18 protein-coding genes are annotated in these 18,806 nt (G+C 64.3%); 16 read left to right on the top strand and 2 right to left on the bottom strand.

What is annotated here, in order from left to right; all coding sequences use genetic code 11:
- The first annotated feature begins 41 nt into the window (after positions 1-41).
- The gene (locus HMPREF0372_RS06765) at positions 42-1,055 is read left to right on the top strand and encodes a glycosyltransferase (protein WP_080568010.1); all 1,014 of its coding nucleotides are present in this window, start codon (positions 42-44) and stop codon (positions 1,053-1,055) included.
- Here the strand turns inward: HMPREF0372_RS06765 and HMPREF0372_RS06770 are convergent.
- A complete protein-coding gene (locus tag HMPREF0372_RS06770; RefSeq protein WP_009257309.1) occupies positions 1,052-2,116 on the bottom strand; it encodes an FUSC family protein in 1,065 nt (354 codons plus the stop codon). The genes HMPREF0372_RS06765 and HMPREF0372_RS06770 overlap by 4 nt on opposite strands.
- Complete coding sequence (locus tag HMPREF0372_RS06775; RefSeq protein WP_157838637.1) at positions 2,098-2,541, bottom strand: MarR family winged helix-turn-helix transcriptional regulator; 444 nt, start codon at positions 2,539-2,541, stop codon at positions 2,098-2,100. The genes HMPREF0372_RS06770 and HMPREF0372_RS06775 overlap by 19 nt, the downstream gene beginning before the upstream one ends.
- Before the next feature lie 202 nt (positions 2,542-2,743).
- On the opposite strand from HMPREF0372_RS06775, the gene HMPREF0372_RS06780 reads away from it, so the two are divergent.
- The 15 genes from HMPREF0372_RS06780 to HMPREF0372_RS06850 all read left to right on the top strand — a co-directional run.
- Positions 2,744-3,106, top strand: a complete 363-nt coding sequence (locus HMPREF0372_RS06780) for a BMC domain-containing protein (RefSeq protein WP_009257311.1) — start codon at positions 2,744-2,746, stop codon at positions 3,104-3,106.
- Between the two features lie 11 nt (positions 3,107-3,117).
- Positions 3,118-3,549 (top strand): BMC domain-containing protein, encoded by a 432-nt coding sequence (locus HMPREF0372_RS06785; RefSeq protein ID WP_007490091.1) that lies wholly within the window; start codon positions 3,118-3,120, stop codon positions 3,547-3,549.
- A 9-nt stretch (positions 3,550-3,558) separates the two neighbouring features.
- Positions 3,559-4,074, top strand: coding sequence for a EutP/PduV family microcompartment system protein (locus HMPREF0372_RS06790; RefSeq protein WP_007490092.1), 516 nt, complete (start codon positions 3,559-3,561; stop codon positions 4,072-4,074).
- A gap of 365 nt (positions 4,075-4,439) precedes the next feature.
- On the top strand, positions 4,440-4,916 hold the full coding sequence (locus HMPREF0372_RS06795; protein ID WP_007490093.1) for an LURP-one-related/scramblase family protein: 477 nt from the start codon (positions 4,440-4,442) through the stop codon (positions 4,914-4,916).
- Between the two features lie 87 nt (positions 4,917-5,003).
- Positions 5,004-5,786: a zinc transporter ZupT gene (zupT, locus tag HMPREF0372_RS06800; protein WP_007490094.1), complete on the top strand. Its 783-nt coding sequence runs from the start codon at positions 5,004-5,006 to the stop codon at positions 5,784-5,786.
- Positions 5,787-5,806: 20 nt separating this feature from the next.
- The gene (locus tag HMPREF0372_RS06805; RefSeq protein ID WP_080568007.1) at positions 5,807-6,586 is read left to right on the top strand and encodes a threonine/serine exporter family protein; all 780 of its coding nucleotides are present in this window, start codon (positions 5,807-5,809) and stop codon (positions 6,584-6,586) included.
- Positions 6,583-7,038, top strand: a complete 456-nt coding sequence (locus HMPREF0372_RS06810) for a threonine/serine exporter family protein (RefSeq protein WP_007490097.1) — start codon at positions 6,583-6,585, stop codon at positions 7,036-7,038. The genes HMPREF0372_RS06805 and HMPREF0372_RS06810 overlap by 4 nt, the downstream gene beginning before the upstream one ends.
- 15 nt (positions 7,039-7,053) lie before the next feature.
- Positions 7,054-7,761 carry a YjjG family noncanonical pyrimidine nucleotidase gene (locus HMPREF0372_RS06815; protein WP_007490099.1) on the top strand — a complete coding sequence of 236 codons (708 nt, stop codon included), beginning with the start codon at positions 7,054-7,056 and terminating at the stop codon, positions 7,759-7,761.
- 14 nt (positions 7,762-7,775) lie between these two features.
- Positions 7,776-8,696 (top strand): GDSL-type esterase/lipase family protein, encoded by a 921-nt coding sequence (locus HMPREF0372_RS06820; protein ID WP_039996828.1) that lies wholly within the window; start codon positions 7,776-7,778, stop codon positions 8,694-8,696.
- Positions 8,693-9,166, top strand: a complete 474-nt coding sequence (locus tag HMPREF0372_RS06825; protein ID WP_007490102.1) for a DUF4358 domain-containing protein — start codon at positions 8,693-8,695, stop codon at positions 9,164-9,166. The genes HMPREF0372_RS06820 and HMPREF0372_RS06825 overlap by 4 nt, the downstream gene beginning before the upstream one ends.
- Before the next feature lie 103 nt (positions 9,167-9,269).
- Entirely contained in the window at positions 9,270-9,755 is a 486-nt protein-coding gene (locus tag HMPREF0372_RS06830; protein WP_007490103.1) for a sigma-70 family RNA polymerase sigma factor, read from the top strand.
- A gap of 1 nt (position 9,756) precedes the next feature.
- The gene (locus HMPREF0372_RS06835) at positions 9,757-10,620 is read left to right on the top strand and encodes a DUF3298 and DUF4163 domain-containing protein (protein ID WP_007490104.1); all 864 of its coding nucleotides are present in this window, start codon (positions 9,757-9,759) and stop codon (positions 10,618-10,620) included.
- Positions 10,621-10,930: 310 nt separating this feature from the next.
- Positions 10,931-14,701, top strand: a complete 3,771-nt coding sequence (locus HMPREF0372_RS06840; RefSeq protein WP_007490105.1) for a M14 family metallopeptidase — start codon at positions 10,931-10,933, stop codon at positions 14,699-14,701.
- A gap of 277 nt (positions 14,702-14,978) precedes the next feature.
- Positions 14,979-16,316 carry a transglutaminase-like domain-containing protein gene (locus tag HMPREF0372_RS06845; RefSeq protein ID WP_007490107.1) on the top strand — a complete coding sequence of 446 codons (1,338 nt, stop codon included), beginning with the start codon at positions 14,979-14,981 and terminating at the stop codon, positions 16,314-16,316.
- A gap of 371 nt (positions 16,317-16,687) precedes the next feature.
- The coding region (locus HMPREF0372_RS06850) for an InlB B-repeat-containing protein (RefSeq protein ID WP_007490111.1) at positions 16,688-18,806 on the top strand (2,119 nt) is incomplete at its 3' end.

Below are 18,806 nucleotides of genomic sequence, written 5' to 3' on the forward strand. Positions count from 1 at the left end.
TTTCCCTACACGACGCTCTTCCGATCTATGCAGAGCGCTGGATGGCCTCCATGGCGGAGGCAGACGGGGTGTATGTGCTGGACACCGGCTCCACCGACGGGACCGCGGAGCGCCTGCGTGCCCTGGGGGCGGTGGTTGTGGAAGAGAGGGTGGAGCCCTGGCGGTTTGACACGGCCCGCAACCGCTCTTTGGAGCTGGTACCGGAGGACGCGGACATCTGTGTGTGTACCGATCTGGATGAGGTGTTTCACCCGGGCTGGCGGGCGGCGCTGGAGGCGGCCTGGACGGACGGGACCACCCAGGCGGTCTACCGCTATACCTGGAACTTCAACGCCGACGGCTCCGAGGGCACCGTGTTCTGGATTGAGAAGATCCACGCCCGCCGGGGATACCGCTGGACCCGCCCGGTTCACGAGGTGTTGGAGCGGCAGGAGGGCTGGGGACCGGGGCGGAAGTGCACGGCGGAGGGGGTGCAGTTGGACCACCACGCCGACCCCGCCAAATCCCGGGGGCAGTACCTGCCCCTGCTGGAGCTATCGGTGGCGGAGGCCCCGGAGGACGACCGCAACACCCATTACCTGGGCCGGGAGTACCTGTTCTACGGCCGGTGGGACGACTGTATCCGCACGCTGGAGCGCCACCTGTCCCTGCCCACCGCCGTCTGGGCGGATGAGCGGTGCGCCTCCATGCGGTTTCTCGCCCGGGCGTGGCGGCAGAAGGGCCGGTCGGAGCAGGCCCGGCGGTGGCTGTGGCGGGCCATCGGGGAGGCCCCTCACCTGCGGGAGCCCTACCTGGAGCTGGCGCGCCTGCTCTATGAGGAGGCGGAGTGGGACGGGGTGGTGTATCTGTGCCGTCAGGCCCTGGCAATTACCGACCGCCCTCAGACCTATATCTGCGAGGCAGAGGCGTGGGGGAGCCTGCCCTGGGATCTGCTCTCTCTGGGGCTGTACCACACCGGGCGGCGGGCCGAGGCCCTGGAGGCCGCCCGGCAGGCCCTGGCCCTGGCTCCGGAGGATGGGCGCATCCGGGACAACGTGGCATTCCTGGCGGGCTAGCTCTCCCGGGCCGCCGCCGTCCGGCGGCGGGACAGCGCGTCCAGAAGCCAGGGCCATACCAGTGCAAAGAAAAGACCAAACAGACTGCCCAGCACGTTGTTGCACACCCGGATGGCGGCCGCGGGGCCGGGACCGAAGAGGGCGCTGGCGGTGAGCAGGGCGCCCAGACAGTTGAACACGGTGCAGAAGCCGTAGCTGGCGCACAGGCCCAGGCAGAGCCCCGACAGGATGCCCAGGCCGCCGTGGAGGGCGGGCGGGCAGAGCTGATAGAGCAGGCAGAACAGCAGGGAGCCGCCCAGCACGCCGCCCACCCGGCCTGCCGCCCGCCGGACGGGGTGGGACCCGTAGGCGGTGAGAATGGAGCTGCACGAGAAGCCCACCCACATGATGCGGGGCAGGCCCAGCAGCTCCCCAGTGAGCACCGCCAGGCTGATGCCCACGGCCACCCGGAGCTGCCAGCGGCACTTTTCATCGGCGAGGGAAAAGGCGCGGAGTACCGCCCGGAAGGGGCGCTCCGGTGTCCTGCCCCGGTGGTTATGGTAGAGCACCGCGGCGCACAGGGCGAAGCCCAGCAGCATCTCCAGCCCCCGCAGGGCGAGCGAGCGCCCGCTGACCGGATTTCCATACAGGAAAAGATAGCTGAACAGGTAGAGGGAGGCGTTGCCCAGCTCGGGCTGGTCGGCGGTGATGAGCAGCAGCACTCCGATACAGAACAGGTTGAGAAGCAGGTGGAGCAGGGGCCCGCCCAGAGGGGCCAGGGCGGGCCCGAGCGTGAGCAGGGCGAAGGCGGCCGCCATGTTCCGCAGGGTGTCGGCCATGCGGTAGTTGTAATGGACAAAGCGGCAGCTGAGCAGCAGACAGAAAATGACCACCGCCGCGGGGCTGTTGGCCCCACCGAACAGGGCGGTGAGGGCGGAGATAAACACCACCGCAAACCCCACACAGGCGGCGTCCCGGGCCAGCAGGGCCAGGAGAAGCCGCCTGCGCTCGGCCCCGGCGGCCTGGCGGAGCAGGCCCTTGAGCTGGGGCACCCCCAACTGCATCAGTCCATAGAAGGACACGGCTCCCCACCCCCTTTCACGGCCGCGGCGTCCAGGCGGCGGTTGGCCTGGGTGATCTCCTCCATCAGCCGGGTGAACTCCGCCTCCCCCAGCCCCTCCCGCATCCGGTAGAGGGGGGAGAGATACGCCCTGCACCCGTCCTGGAGGGCCTGCCGTCCCGCCTGGGTGAGAGACAGGGTATAGCTGCGCCGGTCGGTGGGGGAGGGGGCGGCCGCCACCAGCGCCCGCGCCCGCAGGCCCCGGATGAGGCGGCTGACGTTCACCTGCTGTAAGCCCATGCTCCGGCTCAGGCCCAGGGGGGTCACCGGCTCCTCCGCCATCCACAGGCGGGCAAGCAGCTCCAGCTCCGACCCGGTCAGGGGCAGGCGCTGGTGGACGGCGGCCCGCCGGGCCAACTGCCGCAGCTGCTGCATATACTCTGACATTTGAACCCAATCCGGTTTCACAAAATCGTCCTCCATATACTTATCTATAATATATATTATTGATAAGTATATTACTCCGCCAGGCGCATCCTGTCAAGAGCGCCCTGCGCATTGACATTCCCGCGGAGAAAATAGTATAATAAAAAATACGTACCGGGGCATGGCCCCGTTGGGAGAGAAGGATACAGGGGGCGGAGCGCATATGAGCGATACCAATGATAAAATTCGGATTGTGCAGGAGACGGTGGCGGGCAAGGAGATCACCTTTGCCCACGTCATCGGCGGGCCGGCCCCCATCATCTATCAGAAGCTGGGCCTGAACCCGGCCATCGACTACGGCGCCGCCGCCATCGGCATCATGAACATGACACCGCCGGAGTCGGCGGTGATCGCCGCCGACATCGCAGTGAAGAGCGGCGACGTATACCTGGGCTTTGCCGACCGCTTTACCGGCACGGTCATCATCACGGGCGAGCTGGCGGACGTCACCTCTGCCCTGACGGAGATTGTAAACTACTTCCGCGATGAGCTGGGGTATGTGGTGTGCAGGATCACCAAGCGGTAAGAGGCGCGGCGATGGGGAAGCGTATGACACGGGAGGAGTTCCTGGAGGCGGTATTCTCCCGGCGGTATGAGGAACTCAAGGGCAGGGAGCTGCGTACGGTCCGGGTCCGGGTGGTGGGCAAGGAGCTCTCTCTGGCCCAGCTCATCGGCGTGACGGACCGGCGGGTCTATGAGAACCTGGGGCTGCACATCGGCACCCATCTGGGGGAGGATCACACCGGCCAGTCCATCGGCCTGCTGCACCTGACCCCGTGGGAGGCCACGGTGGTGGCCGCCGACGTGGCCATGAAGAGCGGAAACGTGGAGCTGGGCTTTCTGGACCGGTTCAGCGGCGCGGTGATCCTTTTGGGCAGCCGGGCGGAGGTCAAGAGCGCCCTGGAGCATGTGGTGGAATTTTTCCGGACGGAGCTGGGCTTCACCGTCTGTGAACTTACGGAGCGGTGACAAAGAGAGATGAAGAAGTTATTTCTGATGGGCCGGAGCGAGGCGGGCAAGACCTCCCTGACCCAGATTTTATCGGGCGAGGAGCTGCACTACCACAAGACCCAGTACACCAACACGGGGACGGACATCATTGACTCGCCGGGGGAGTATTCGGAGACCAAGCGGTGCGGGCTGGGGCTGGCCTGCTTCTCCTTTGAGGCGGACGTGCTGGCCCTGCTGATGGCGGCTGACGAGCCCTTCAGCGTTTTTGAAGCCAACTGCCAGTGCTTCACCAACCGGCCGCTCATCGGCATCATCACGAAGATTGACTCCCCCTACGCCAACGTGCCCATGGTGCGCAACTGGATGGTCAACTCCGGCTGTGAGCGGATTTTCGAGGTGAGCAACCTTACCAGGGAGGGCATTCAGGAGCTGCTGGACTATTTGCAGGAGGACCCTGTCAGGCTGACGCTGGAGCAGGCCAAGGCGCGGCAGCGCCTCGGCCTGACGGAGTGGGAGGACGCCTCCCGCTTCGGGCTGGCCTGACCGCCCCGGAGCGGAGACTGCCCCGCAGGGCGGTTCGGAGCGCCGCCGCCGCTTTGCGCCGGCGCTTGGCGCGGGGATGAACCGTCAGGGTTCCCTTTCATGCCGGATCAAACGACTTTTAGAAACGGTTTTAAAGATTTAAACAGTCTTTCAGCCTGTCGAAAAGAGGGCTTCGGCAGGCTGAGGGCCGCGCCCATGGCGCGGCCCGTTTGCGCGTTTTGGGGCGGATGCGCATCCCCTTCTGGACAGGCCGCTTATTTCGTGTTAGGATTACGTGAAGAACATTCCGCCCGAATTTTGTCGGGCGATCCGCAACTTTTTGCAGGTTGCCCGCGTCTGTACGTTGGCACGGAAAGGAGGCCCAAATGCGCCTGTTGTTCAAGCAGCGGTTTCTCTCCTGGTTTGACAGCTACGACATCTATGACGAGGAGGGGCGCACCGCCTATACCGTGGAGGGCAAGCTGTCCTGGGGACACCGGCTGGAGATCTACGGCCCGGCCGGAGACCACCTGGGGACGGTAAAGGAAGAAGTGCTGACCCTCCTGCCCCGGTTCGCCCTCTATGCGGGGGAGGAATACCTGGGGTGCATCCGCAAGGAATTTGCCCTGTTTCACCCCCGGTTTACACTGGACTGCAACGGCTGGGAGGTGGAGGGCAGCTTTCTGGAGTGGGACTACGCCGTCACCGACCCGGCGGGGCGCACAGTGATGGCCGCGTCCAAGGAGCTGCTCCACTGGACCGACACCTATGTGCTGGACATCGCCCGGCCGGAGGACGCCCTGCTGTGCCTGATGATCGTACTGGCCATCGACGCGGCCAAGTGCTCCGCCGGAAACGGCTGAACCGGCCGCCGGAGGAACTTGGCGCGGCTAAATCCCGGCCTGTGTGGAATAGTAGCTGTACCACACAAGGAATCGGGGTATGCTGCTATGCTGGAATCCGCCGCTGTCCGCGCGCTGTTGCTGTCCCTGGCCGCCGGGCTGTCCACCCTGCTGGGGGCGCTGGTGGTCTTTGCCGCCCGGAGAAGGAGTGAAAAGCTGCTGGCGGTCTCCCTCGGCTTTGCCGGGGGTGTGATGCTGGCGGTGTCCTTCACCGACCTGTTCCCCACGGCGCGGGAGCACCTGACTGCATCCCTGGGCGGCCGCCCGGGGGCGCTGGCGGCGGTGCTGTCCCTGGCCGCGGGCATCGGCTGCGCCGCCGCCCTGGACCACCTGGTTCCCCACGACGCCTTTGACGCCGACACCGGCGAGGCCCCCCACAAAAACCTGTTCCGGGTGGGCTTTGTGTCGGCGCTGGCCATGGCCCTGCACAACTTCCCGGAGGGCGTGGCCACCTTTCTGGCGGGGTATGAGGATCTGACCCTGGGGGTGAGCATCACCCTGGCCATCGCCCTGCACAACATCCCGGAGGGTATTTCGGTGGCCATGCCCGTGTGGTACGCCACCGGAAGCCGGCGGCGGGCCTTCCGCTGCACCCTGCTCTCCGGCCTGACGGAGCCGGTGGGGGCGGTGCTGGCCTTTGCGCTGCTGCGTCCCTTTCTCAACGGGCTGCTGCTGGGGGTGCTGTTCGGCGCGGTGGCCGGGATCATGGTCTATATCGCGGTGGAAGAGCTCATCCCCTCCTCCCGGCAGTACGGCCACGACCGGCCGGCCCTGTGGGCCACGCTGTGCGGCATCTGCGTGATGCCGCTGACCCATTTATTTCAAACCTGAAAAGGCGGGTGTATCCCACATTGGAGCTCGACTACAACAAGCTGCTGGACATGGTCAGTGAGATGGGCTACCGGCTCATGAAGAGCGGTGCGGAGATCTACCGGGTGGAGGAGTCCATTCAGCGGCTTCTTCAGGCCTACGGCGCCCCACGGGGAGAGGTCTTTGCCATTCCCAACTGCCTGATGGTCAGCCTGACCTCCCCCGACGGCCGGCCCGTGACCCAGATCCGCCGGATGCCAACCCACGGCACCGACATCTACCTGCTGGAGAAGTACAACGGCCTGTGCCGCCGCCTGTGCCGGGAGACCCCCGCCTTTGAAGAGGCGCTGGAGCAGATGGAGGCCATTACCCGCACCCACCGGGTCTACTCCCTGCCCACCCAACTGGCTGCCCACTTCCTGGGCTGCGGCATGTTCTCCCTGTTCTACGGCGGAACCCCGGCCGACGGGCTGTGCGGAGGGCTGTGCGGCATGGTCATCGGCCTTTGTATGGCGCTGATGACCCGGCTGGGCGCCAACCTGTTCTTCCGTACCATCGCCGGCGGCGCGGCCTCCGCCCTGGCGGCCGTGGCGCTCACCCGGCTTGGGGTGGGGCAGAACCAGGACCTCATCATCATCGGCGCGCTGATGGCCCTGGTGCCCGGCATCGCCATGACCAACGCCATGCGGGACATCATGGCCGGCGATATGGTGGCGGGCATCAGCAAGGCGGCGGAGGCGCTGCTCATCGGCGCGGCCATCGCTCTGGGCACCGCCCTGGCCCTGGGCCTGACCCGGATGGTGACGGGAGGCGCGCTATGAGAGAGGCCCTTCTTTATCTCCTGCCCTGTGTCTACGCCTTCCTGGCCTGCATCGGCTTTTCCATGCTGTTCAACATCCACGGCGCCGGCATGCTCATCTGCGCCGGCGGCGGGGCCCTGGGCTGGCTGTGCTACCTGCTCACCGGGCCGCTGGTGGGCAACGATATTATCCAGTCCTTTTTTGCCGCCCTGGTCATCTCGGCCTGGTCGGAGGTGATGGCCCGGCTGCGCAAGTGCCCGGTGACCAGCTACCTGCTGGTGGCCCTCTTTCCCCTGGTGCCAGGCGGCGGCATCTACTACACCATGGAACACGCCCTGAACGGCGACACCGAGCTGTTTCTGGACACACTGATGCATACACTGGGCCTGGCGGGCGCGCTGGCGGTGGGCGTGCTGCTGGTGGCCTCCGTAGTCCGCCTGTTCACCACCTACCAGTCCCGCCGCCGGGGCTGAGAGAGGAGAGATACCATGCCCCGCTATGAGGTTGTCCTGTTTGACGCGGATCATACTCTGTTTGACTTTGACCGGGCCGAGCGTGAGGCCCTCCGCCAGACGCTGGAGGAGGCGGGACTGCCCGCCGACGGGGAGACCGAGGCGCGCTACTTATCCATCAACCGGGCGCTCTGGAACCGGCTGGACCGGGGTGAGGTGCGCCGGGAGTGGCTGGTGGTAGAGCGGTTTGCCGCCCTGCTGCGGGCCCTGGGCCGGACGGGAGATGCCGCGGCCCTCAACCGGGCCTACCTGGACCACCTGGGGGAGGGCTCCTACCTCCTGCCGGGGGCTCAGGCGCTGTGCCGCGCCCTGGCCCCCCGCTGCACCCTGGCCATTGTCACCAACGGCGTGGCCCGCGCCCAGCGCCGCCGCTTCGAGGCATCCCCCCTGAACGGCCTCATCCCCTGGCTGTTTATTTCGGAGGAGCTGGGGGCCAGCAAGCCAGACTCCGCCTTTTTTGCCCCGGTGCTCCGTACACTGGGGAATCCAGACCCCCGCCGGGTGCTGATGGTGGGGGACAACCTCCTGGCCGATATCCAGGGGGGCATCCAGGCCGGGCTGGACACGGCTTGGTACAATCCGGGCCGGCTGCCCGGCGACCCCGCCATCGTCCCCACCTGGGAGGTGGACGGATACGCGGCGCTCCAAGCGCTGATTCTCAAAGAAGAAAAAAACAATATTTAATCGAGGTGTCCCAGTTGCCATCCCAATATCAGCCCAAACGGGCGCAAAACAGGCCGCGCAGGCACAATCCGCTGCCTCTGCTGGCGGCGGCCGCGGCGGTGTGCCTCGGCCTGATCCTGATCCCATCTCTGGGCCGTGCCCCAGAGGAGCCCACCGCCGCAGCGAGCCCGCCTGCGGCGGCCACTCCCACCCCGACAGCCGCACCCACGCCGGAGCCCACGCCGGAGCCCACACCCACGCCGGAGCCGACCCCTGCGGCCTTTGATTTCACCCAGCCCGCCCCTGCCGCCGAGGCGGTGGAGATGGATTACTTTGCCGATGCACTGTTTATAGGCGACTCCCGCACCGACGGCCTGCGCCTCTACAGCGGCATTAAGGGGGCGGACTTTTACTGCTACAAGGGACTGACCGTGTTCGAGATGGACGACCGCGCCGTGGTGGAGCTGGACGGCGGCAAGTACACGGTGGAGCAGGCCCTGGAGAAGGGGCCCCAATACGCCAAAATCTACATATCCCTGGGCATCAATGAACTGGGATATTTTAATGATGAGGCGTTCCACCAGACCTTTGGTGATTTCCTGAAGCAGGTTAAGGCCAGTCAGCCCGGCGCGGTGGTCTATCTGGAAAATCTGGTGCCGGTGAACGCGGAGAAGTGCGCCGCCAACAAGCAGCCTTACTATGTGAATAACGACCGGGTGGCCGCCTACAACGCCATTTTTCCCCAGTTGGCTGAGGAGTACCAGGTAGTGCTCCTGGACGTGGCAGACGCCCTCACCGACGAAAACGGTATTCTCCCCGCCGACGCCACCGTGGATGGGGTACACTTTACCAAGGCATGGTACCAGAAGTGGCTGGCCTACCTGATGGAGCACACCGTGGATGCGGACTGCTATGCGGCGGGCCAGACCGCCGCGGAAGGAGCGAATGAAACATGAAATCCCTGTTGATCCGCCTGATGCCGGCGGCCCTGCTGTGCCTGGCCCTCACCGCCTGCGGAGGCGGCGGGGCGGTGGGCCAGACCCCCTATGACCCGGAGACGGCCGCCCAGGCCCTGCTCGACTCCGGCGCGTTCAGCGATGCCTTGGACACCGTAGACCAGGACACCGCCGCCGCCCTGTACGGAATTGATGCTGACACCATCACCGGCAGCGCCGTCTACACCTCCCTGTCCGCCGGGGCGGAGGAGATTGCAGTGCTGGTGCTCACCGATGAGGACGCGGCAGCGGCCGCCCTGAATGGGCTGGAGGCCAGGGTAGCCGACCAGAAGGCTGTGCTGGAGAGCTACCAGCCCGACGAGGTCTCCAAGCTGGACAGCGCCATTGTGGAGCAGCGAGGCAACTCCGTCCTGCTGGCCGTGGCCGCCGATGCTGAAAAAGCCCGGGCCGCCCTGGACGGGCTGGAGTAACCTGCGTTCCCCCCAAAAAAGTGCCGGGTACCGGCACTTTTTTTCAAACTTTTTGGGCTGGTGCCGCGTCTAAGCAACAGAAGCAGGAAGGAGCGCCCGGACCTTGGAACAGACTGTCCGCCAGCAGTTGAGCGACTATATTGTGGCTCACCAGGAGGAATTTTACCGCCTGGCGTACAGCTATGTCAAAAACCGGGATGCGGCGCTGGACGTGGTGCAGGAGAGCATTGTCAAGGCTCTGGCCAAGTCGGATACATTGCGCAGGCCGGAGTATCTCAAAGCCTGGTTTTACCGCATCCTGCTCAACGAGAGTATGAATCACCACCGCCGCGCCAAACGGCTGGTACCCCTGGAGGACACCCTGCTGGAGACCCCGGCGCCCGCCCGGGACCCCGGGGAGAGGCTGGATCTCTATGACGCCATCGAGCGCCTGGACTGGAAGGAGCAGACCGTGGTGCGACTGCGCTTTTTCGAGGACATGAAGCTGGAGGAGATTGCGCGGGTGACCAACACCAACTTGAACACCGTGAAATCCAGGCTCTATAAGAGCCTGCGCCGTCTGCGGGAGCTGACAGAGGAGGAGTGCTGATATGCCGGATATGTGGGAACGGGCCAGGGTGCGCCATGAGAGCACGCCGGTGCCGGAGGAGCTGGAATTTGCCGTAGCCTCTGCCTTGCGGGCGGGCCAGCGGCGGCTGCGGGGCCGCCGGGCGCTTCGCCGGAGCGTGAGCGGGGTGCTGGCGGGCTGCGCCTGCTTTGTGCTGCTGGTCAACGCCAGTCCGGCCTTCGCCCGGGCGGTGTCCGACGTGCCGGTGCTGGGCGGTCTGGCCCGGGTGGTCACCGTCACGGAGTACCACATCGACGAGCGGGAGCGCCTTATCGACGTGCGCCTGCCCGCCCTGGAGCTGCCCGGGGACACCGACCTGGAGCAGCGTATTAACCTGGCCATTCAGACCCGCATCGACCAGGTGCTTCAGGAGGCCGAGGACCGGGCGCGGGCCATCCGCGACGCCTATGTGGCCACCGGCGGTGCGGAGGAGGACTTCATCCCCGTCATGATCGATGTTGACTACGAGATCAAGTGTCAGAACGACCATTATCTGTCTTTTGTGCTCACCGAGACGGAAACCCGGGCCAATGCATACACCGAGCTTTATACCTATAACATTGACCTCCAGGCCGGGCGGGAGCTCACCCTCCGGGATATGCTGGGGCCGGACTATAAGGAACTGGCCAACGAGGCCGTGCGGGCGGGCATCGCCGCCCAGGAGGCGGAGAGCCCCGACAACATCTACTTCCACGGGGAGGAGGGGGTGGAGGGCTTCACCTCCATCGCCGATGACCAGCGCTTTTATATCAATGAGGCGGGCAATCCGGTATTGATTTTTGAGAAGTATGAGATTGCCCCCGGCTACATGGGCCAGCCGGAATTTGAGGTGCCCATGCCCGGGTAACCGGATGGGCCGCCGGAGCGCCGTGCGCGGGAGCTGTATCAGCTCCCGCGCATTTTTTATTCCTGCGTGCCGGCACAGACAGGGAAAAAGACGCTGTGTATAAAATTGCAGAAAAATAGGCCTGTGTTGGAAAGAATATGAGATTGGACCGTAAAACAGCGGTTTATCCAAAGGAAAAGGGAGAAGAAAGCCGCCTGGTTATGCATATTTATGCTTGACAAATGGGGCTTGCAGTGGTATCTTTTATACATAAATATTCGAAAACATACGAATATTATACACTGTAAGAGGAAAGAGTAAGGTGAAGAGCATGAAGAAGCACAAAACACTCGGCAACGCGCTGTCCATGCTGACGGCATCGGCGCTGCTCCTGTCCCTGTGCGTCATCCCGTCTGCGGCCGCAGACAGCGCAGCGGCCCCCGCCGCTGTGTTTGAGAACACCAGCGGTGACGGCGGGAGCAACGGCATCTCCCTGTCCGCCGAGCGGACCTTCCAGGCCAGCATCCCGGTGGACATGACCGAGGCCGAGGCCAAGGAGGCCGCCTCCTCTGTGACCTGGACCCTGACGCCCGATGCGGACGCGCCGGATTACTTGGACGATACCCAGTTTCCCAACCAGACCGAGGGCGGTCCCCTGAGCGACTGGCTGTGCCAGGACGGCGAGACCCCCTTCTTTACCGACGTGGCCACCGCCGCCGAGACGGTGGACGGCCAGGTGTACCTGACCGTCACCTTCGCCAACCAGTGCTACTTCGGTGACGATCTCAGCGTGCCCCACAGCAACGGCGGCTCCTATATGGATGTGTGCGGTTGCTTCACGCTGTCCGCCGGGCTGGACGGCAAGACCCTGGGCTCTGTGGATCTGAAGGTGGCACCCTACGACAACTTCCACACCATGTCGGAGATCTATGACGAGCTGGACGCGCTGGTGGACTACGCCGCCGGCCACACCGACCTCTACGTGGAGCAGTTCTCCATGGGCCAGAGCCAGGGCGACAACGGCCTGGAAAGCCTGGATATGCCTTATCTGATTGTGGCCAAGGACAAGGCCGCGGTGGATAAGTGGCAGGAGATCAAGGCGGAGGCGGAGAGCGACCCCACCGCTCTGCTGAAGAAGCTGGAGAGCGGCGCCTTGGGCGACTACCAGGTGCCCGTCATGTACTCCAATATTCACGCCAATGAGGTGGCCGCCAGCGACGGCATCCTGGCCTTTGCCTGGATGCTGGTGGAGACCGCGGCCTCTGAGAGCGGCACCATCGACTACGACAAGCTCACCGGCTTCACCGCCGCCGGTAAGGCCGAGCTGGCCGAGCAGATGGGCCCTGCGGGTGAGGAGGGCTCCGTGGCCGTCCCCGACCTGGTGGCCGATGACGCCACCTACCTGGGCTACATCAAAGGCGAGAACGCCGACGGCACCACCGCCTCCATCTCCACCCAGGTGGAGCTGGAGAAATACTATACCATTGACACTGTGACGGTGGACGTGGACGAGCTGCTCTCCGACGTATTCTTTATCATCGTTCCCGAGGAGAACGTGGAGGGCCGGACCTACCTGACCCGCACCTCCTCCGGCGGCTTTGACCTCAACCGGGACAACTCCTTCCAGACCCAGGCCGAGACCCAGAACATGGCCAAGCTGATCGCCGAGTGGAACCCTGTCAGCCTCACCGAGTTCCACGGCCGGGTGCAGGCCTTCCAGTGCGAGCCCTGCGATCCCCCCCACGAGCCCAACTTTGAGTACGATCTGCTGGCCGAGCACCTGATGGGCGGCGGCGAGGCCCTGGGCATCGCCGCGGTGGCCAACAACGGCGGCCACAACAGCTACGTCATCCCCCAGCGGGACTACCTGACCTACACCGGTGCGAAGACTGCCGACGGGGACGACCAGACCCAGTGGCTCGACCCCTGGGACGACATGTCCACCAGCTACACCCCCCAGTACGCCATGCTCCACGGCACCGTCTCCTACACCGTGGAGGTGCCCGCCTATGACGACTACATGGTGCAGGGCGTCGCCTACGGCCAGTTGGGCCAGTCCGTCTACATCGCCGAGCACAAGGACGGCTACCTGACCAACCAGACCAAGATCTTCGAGCGGGGCGTGACCAACGCCAACTCCGACGCCTACGAGCTGGTGGGCCAGTGGTTCTGCGACCAGTACGACGTGGAGGGCGCGGAGGCTGACCTCTTCCGGCCTGAGTACGACGGGGAGGGCCAGAACGGCAACTTCTACCCCGAGTGCTACATCATCCCCATGAACGGCGCCCACCAGTCCAACCTCCAGGCCGCCGCCGAGATGATGGAGTACCTGACCCGCAACGGCGTCCAGGTCAGCCTCACCGACCAGAGCTTCACCTACAACGGCGTGGAGTACCCCGCCGGCACCCTGATCGTATCCATGTACCAGGCCAAGCGGAGCGTGGCCAACGGCGTGCTGTACGACGGCACCGTGATTACCGGCTGGCCCGTCCTCTACTCCGAGGGCATCACCGCCTTCGACAAGGTGCGGGGCTTCGACATGGTGGTGTGCGCCGAGCCCGCCGCCTATAAGACCATCTCCGCCGCCTGCGGCGACGTCCTGGACTACGAGGAGACCCTGGATTACGTGGCCTCCCTGACCTCCTCCTTCTCCGGCGTGAAGGACGCCCAGGTGGTGCTCATGAACGCCTCCGAGGACTCCACCGCCGCCGTCAACGCCCTGCTGAAGGCCGGCAAGTCCGTCTCCCTCATCACCGAGGGCCAGTACGAGGGCAGCTTCCTGGTGTCCTACGCCGACTGGCAGAGCGTGGCGGGCGACTACCTGCTCTCCGGCGTGGGCGTGACCGACGCCCCCGCGGCCCTGGCCATTCCCAAGGCCCCCGTGGTCTACATTTCCGGCAAGCCCGCCGACAACGACAAGGGCTTCGTCAAGACCACCCTGGTCAGCGGTTCCTACGAGTACAACTACGACCGGCAGGCCATGCGCACCCTGGGCTTCACCGTCACCGACGACGCCTCCCAGGCCGACCTGATCATCGGCGCGGCCGCCCTGGACGAGCAGGCCCTGGCCGCCGTCAAGAGCGGCACCCCCTACATCGGCTACGGCTCCAAGGCCATGAAGTCCGCCGTCTCCCTCTTTGACGAGGGCGCGCTGGTGCGGGAGACCGTCAGCCCCAACGCCATGGACGCCCTGGCCTACGTCACCTACCCCACCGACAGCCTGATCACCGCCAGCTATGTGGCCGAGGGCGACGACCTCCTCTACGGCTACGGCGCCGGCTACTTCGCCGCCATCCCCGCCGGCGCCCAGGTGCTGGTGCAGCTGGACGGCTCCAAGGAGCTGCTGGAGGGCTTCCTCCCCGCCGACGGCGAGCACTTCGACGACTTCCTGGACGACTCCATCCAGGCCATCTCCTACCAGGGCGCGGGCGCGGACAACGCCCAACTGGACGTGGTGCTCTTCGCCAACACCCTGACCAACAAGACCAACCAGCGGGATGAGTACAACTTCATCTCCAACGCCGCCTGGGCCGCCGTGCTGAACGACACCGGCTACTCCGACGTGGCCCCCAACGCCTGGTACGCCGAGGCCGTGGCCGCCGTCACCGGGCAGGGCCTGATGAACGGCGTCACCTCCAAGGCCTTCGGCCCTGACGTGACTACCACCCGGGGCATGCTGGTCACCGTCCTCCACCGCATGGCGGGCGAGCCCGCCGCCTCCGCCTCTGCCGGCTTTGCCGACGTGGCCGCCGGCTCCTACTGCGCCGCTGCCGTGGATTGGGCCTATGAGGCCGGAATCACCTCCGGCGCCAGCAGCACCGGCTTCGCCCCCGACAGCGCCCTGACCCGGGAGCAGGCCGTCACCCTGTTGTGCAACTACGCCGAGGCCCAGGGCCTGGACGTGAGCGCGGCCGCCGACCTGTCCGGCTACCCCGACGCCTCCGCCGTGTCCGCCTTCGCACAGGACGCCGTGGCCTGGGCGGTGGACGCCGGGCTGCTCACCGGCACCGGCGCGGGCACCCTGAACCCCCAGGGCACTGCCACCCGGGCCGAGCTGGCCGCCTTGCTGGTGCGGGCCGAGGCCCTCTTTACCGCCGAATAACCTCCACATAGGCTGGGCCGGGACAGCGTTGCTGTCCCGGCCCAGGAGGCTATCGATAAATCCTCCTATTAAAGAATTCGGAGGGAAGGATAGTGTGAAAGGGAACCGTCAGGGTTCCCTTTCGCGTTGGATCAAACAACTTTTTGAACCTTTTTGAAGGTTCAAAAAGTTCAGCAGCCTGTCGAAAAGACTTTTCGACAGGCTGCTGTCCCGGCCCGGTTGTTTTGCCCGCCGGTTTGTGCTATGCTGGGGACAGGAAACGCAAAGGGGGATATTTATGCACAACCAGAATGAGGCCTTTCTCCACCTGAACGACGCCCTGCCCGCCGACATCGCCCGCCGCAGGGATATGGGGGATCTGGCGGGGGCGCTCCGGCTGATCGACGCCCGGCTCTCCTCCGGCGTCCAGCCCCTGCTGGCCCCCCGGCTGGAGGCGGAGCGGCTGCGGCTGACCCGCCTGCCCTACGACTACCCCTACACCCGCCCCGAGGCGGTGGCCCTGGTACGGGCGGAGTGGCCCGGCTTTACCGAGGCGCAGTTCGACGCCCTGCTGGACGGCGGGCGCATCGACTGGCGGATGGTGGACGGGGAGCTGCGGGTACACCGGGAGTTCCTGGAGTCCCTGCGCATCTACCCGAAGGAGGCACCGGGGCTTGTCCACGAGGCGGTGGACAACGCGGAGCGGGATGCCGTGCTGGCCCGGATGGAGCGGGAAGGCTCCCTCACCGCCCGCATTACCCTGAAGGCGGATATCCGGGCGCTGGTGCCTGTTGCGGGCCAGGAGGTGCAGGCGTGGCTGCCCCTCCCGGCGGCCTGCCCCCAGCAGAGCAATATTGAGCTGCTGGACTGCACCCCCGGCGGGGTGGCCGCGCCGGAGTATGCACCACAGCGCACCATGTGGTGGAAAACAAACGGCGTGGGGGAGTTCTCCGTCACCTACCGTTACCTCTTCCGGGCGGAGTACACGGCTCCCATGTCCCTCTCTCTGGAGCTGGCGCAGCCGGACTTTGACCTGGAGGAGCAGCCGCCCCACATCGTCTTTACCCCCTACCTGCGGGCGCTGGCGGCCCGGCTGACCGAGGGGTGCGCCAACCCGGCGGAAAAGGCGAAGGCCATCTACGACTACGTCACCGGACAGGTGGACTACCGCTATCAGCCCGCCTACCTCCAGCTGGACTGCATCGCCGACCAGTGCGCCAAGACCCTCCGGGGGGACTGCGGGGTGTTCGCCCTGCTCTTCATCACCCTGTGCCGTATCGCGGGCATCCCCGCCCGGTGGCAGAGCGGGCTGGCCGTCCGGCCCGGCCGGGTGGGCCCCCACGACTGGGCCATGTTCTACCTGGCCCCCCACGGCTGGCTGTGGGCGGACTGCTCCTTCGGCTCCTCCGCCCGCCGCAGCGGGGAGGACGCCCGCCGGGCCCACTACTTCGGCAGCCTGGACCCCTGGCGGATGGTAGCCAATTCCGCCTTCCAGGCCCCCCTGACGCCCCCCATGCCCGCCTGGCGGCAAGACCCCTACGACAACCAGTGCGGCGAGCTGATGGTGGACGGCCGCGGGCTGGACGCCCCCGAGCGGGCGTGGGGCCACGAGCTGCTGGATTTCACCCTGCTGTAACGGAACTATATGCAAAAAGCGCCTCTGGAATATTCCAGAGGCGCTTTGTTTGTTTGAAAAAGTGTACGTTTACAAATGAAATAGTCGCACTACCTAGTGTGAAGTATAGCACAGAAATACGGCGATATCAATTACATTTTAACATAGATTTTCCTGCATTTCCACCATTTTAAAAGGTACACTTTTCCAAAAGGGGGTGGTTTGCCGGCCAATGCTGTTTCACCTGGCCGGAGACCCGCGCTTCCTGTTTTAAGCTGTTTTGTATGCAGTCCGAATGGCATCCTGCGGGAACCTCCGGTACGGCGGAGTGGTATTGACACACATTTTCTGCGGCCACGACCCCTGACATCAAAAAGGAGGAAAACAGAATCATGGAGAAACGCATCTTGTCGGTGTGCCTGACGGCGTGCATGCTGCTGACGCTGATGCCGTCCGCCTTTGCGGCGGACGCGGAGCAGCCCCTTCCCATCGCCGGAATGGAACAGACGGAGGAAACAAGCGCGGACGCCAGGACGGAGCCCGGCGACGAGCCACAGGAGCCCGTGCCCACAGAGGAGGGAAAGGGCACGCAGGAGGAGCCCTTCACTACGGTAGCCGCCTATAATGAGGCGGTGAAGGGCGACGCTCTCGACGGTAAGGACGTATACCTGACTATCAGCAGAACGGAGTTTAAGGAGGGACAGTTTGCCCTGACCAATGTGCAGACGCGCCCCAATCCCCCCAGACTGCACCTGACCCTGACGGACTGTACCTTTACCGGCAATACCGCCGGAGACAAGACAAACTCCTCGTTTATGTATTTGCCCAACTGCCAGTCTCTGGTGATTAAAGGCTGCACCTTCAACGCCGGAGAGGACGGCCTGAAGTACGGAATCAACTGGAACCTCTGCGGCATCCAGGGTTCCACGGTGGAGATCCGGGGCTGTACCTTTACGGGCAGCTATGAGAAGAATGCCATCAAGCTGAACCAGCGCAACGGCGAGGACGACGTGGCAACAGATGTGAAGCCGTCGGGAGACGGAGAAGTAAAACCCGCCACCATTGCCTCCGCTGTGGTTGCGGACTGCACCTTCTCCGAGGGGGCCAAGATTCAACTGGGTTCCCAGGGGAAGGGAGAGAACAATGCCGCCGCGCCCTCCACCGGCGCGTTCCCGGTGACCATCTCCAATGTGAAGGCCGAAAATGGCAGCGAGGTTGCGGTTGAGCTGGCCTATCAGGCCGCCAAGGATGCGGACATCCCCACCATCACCCTGGCCTCTGGGGACACCTTTGAAAAGACGGAAGAGGGCGTCCTTGTGGCACAGGTTGGGGAGGAGAAATTCACCTCTTTTGATAATGCTCTGACCGCCGCGCTGTCCGCAGAAGATCACACCATCACCCTCCTTCAGGATATAACAAAAGACATTTCCATTGCGGCGGGCAGCACCCTCACCATTGAGGGCAGCGGCAAGACCCTGTACGGCACCATCAACTGTGTGGCAGCTTCGGGCGAACATGCCGACCAGACCAACACGAACCTCACCTTGAACAATCTGACCGTAGACGGCGACACCGACAGGAATGGAACGGCGGATAAATCCATCCTCATTACCTCTCAGAATCAGAGCGCAACTGTTGTCAGCGGTCTGAACCTGACCATGATCAACTGCACCGTGCAAAACTCCAAGGCAGGAGTGAGCGGTGGACAGGGACTTTATCTGACCAACGTGAAAAATCTGACCATTGATGACTGCACCTTTACGAACTGCGGCGGCATTAACTATGCCATCGATCTGAACCTGGTCGCCGTACAGGATGCCGTGATCTCGATCACCAACACTAGGTTTGAAGGAAATTGCGGTGCTTCCGGCCCCATTAAAGTCGCTGAACGCGGCACGGGTGACGGGACTGAAGCCGATGATATCACCGGCGCGCGGGCCAGCGTCAAGTCCCTGACTATTTCCGGTTGTACTTTTAACAATTCGAATCCAATTTTGGGAGGCGATATTGTTCTTGGGGTAACAACAAAGACGGGCGAAAAGGACGGAAATGATACCGGCTCCTTCCCTGTTACCATTGCGGACAACAAGACTACCAAAGAAGACAAGCAGCTAAAGATCAAACTGGCCTACACAGATGACTCGGCCAGGGATATTACTACGGACATTGGCAGTGCGGTGGTAGGCGATGGAACAAAAGACCCCGCGCAGGGCTTTACCATCACCGCCACCGCCGGCGAAGGCGGCGCCATCACTCCCAGCGGCAGGGTGGCCGTAGCCAATGGCGGCAGTCAGACCTTCACCGTCACCGCCGACAGCGGATATTCCATCTCTGATGTGACCGTCGATGACAGCACCGCCGCAGACGTGGTGCAGAACGATAACGGCACCTACACCGTTCAGAATGTGACAAAGGACTGCACTATCCATGCGACATTCTCGAAAAACAGCTCCTCCGGCGGCTCCTTCTCCAGTTCCACCCGGTACACGGTGAGCGTGGAGGACACGGACA

It is taken from the genome of Flavonifractor plautii ATCC 29863, from assembly GCF_000239295.1.
Classification (GTDB): domain Bacteria; phylum Bacillota; class Clostridia; order Oscillospirales; family Oscillospiraceae; genus Flavonifractor; species Flavonifractor plautii.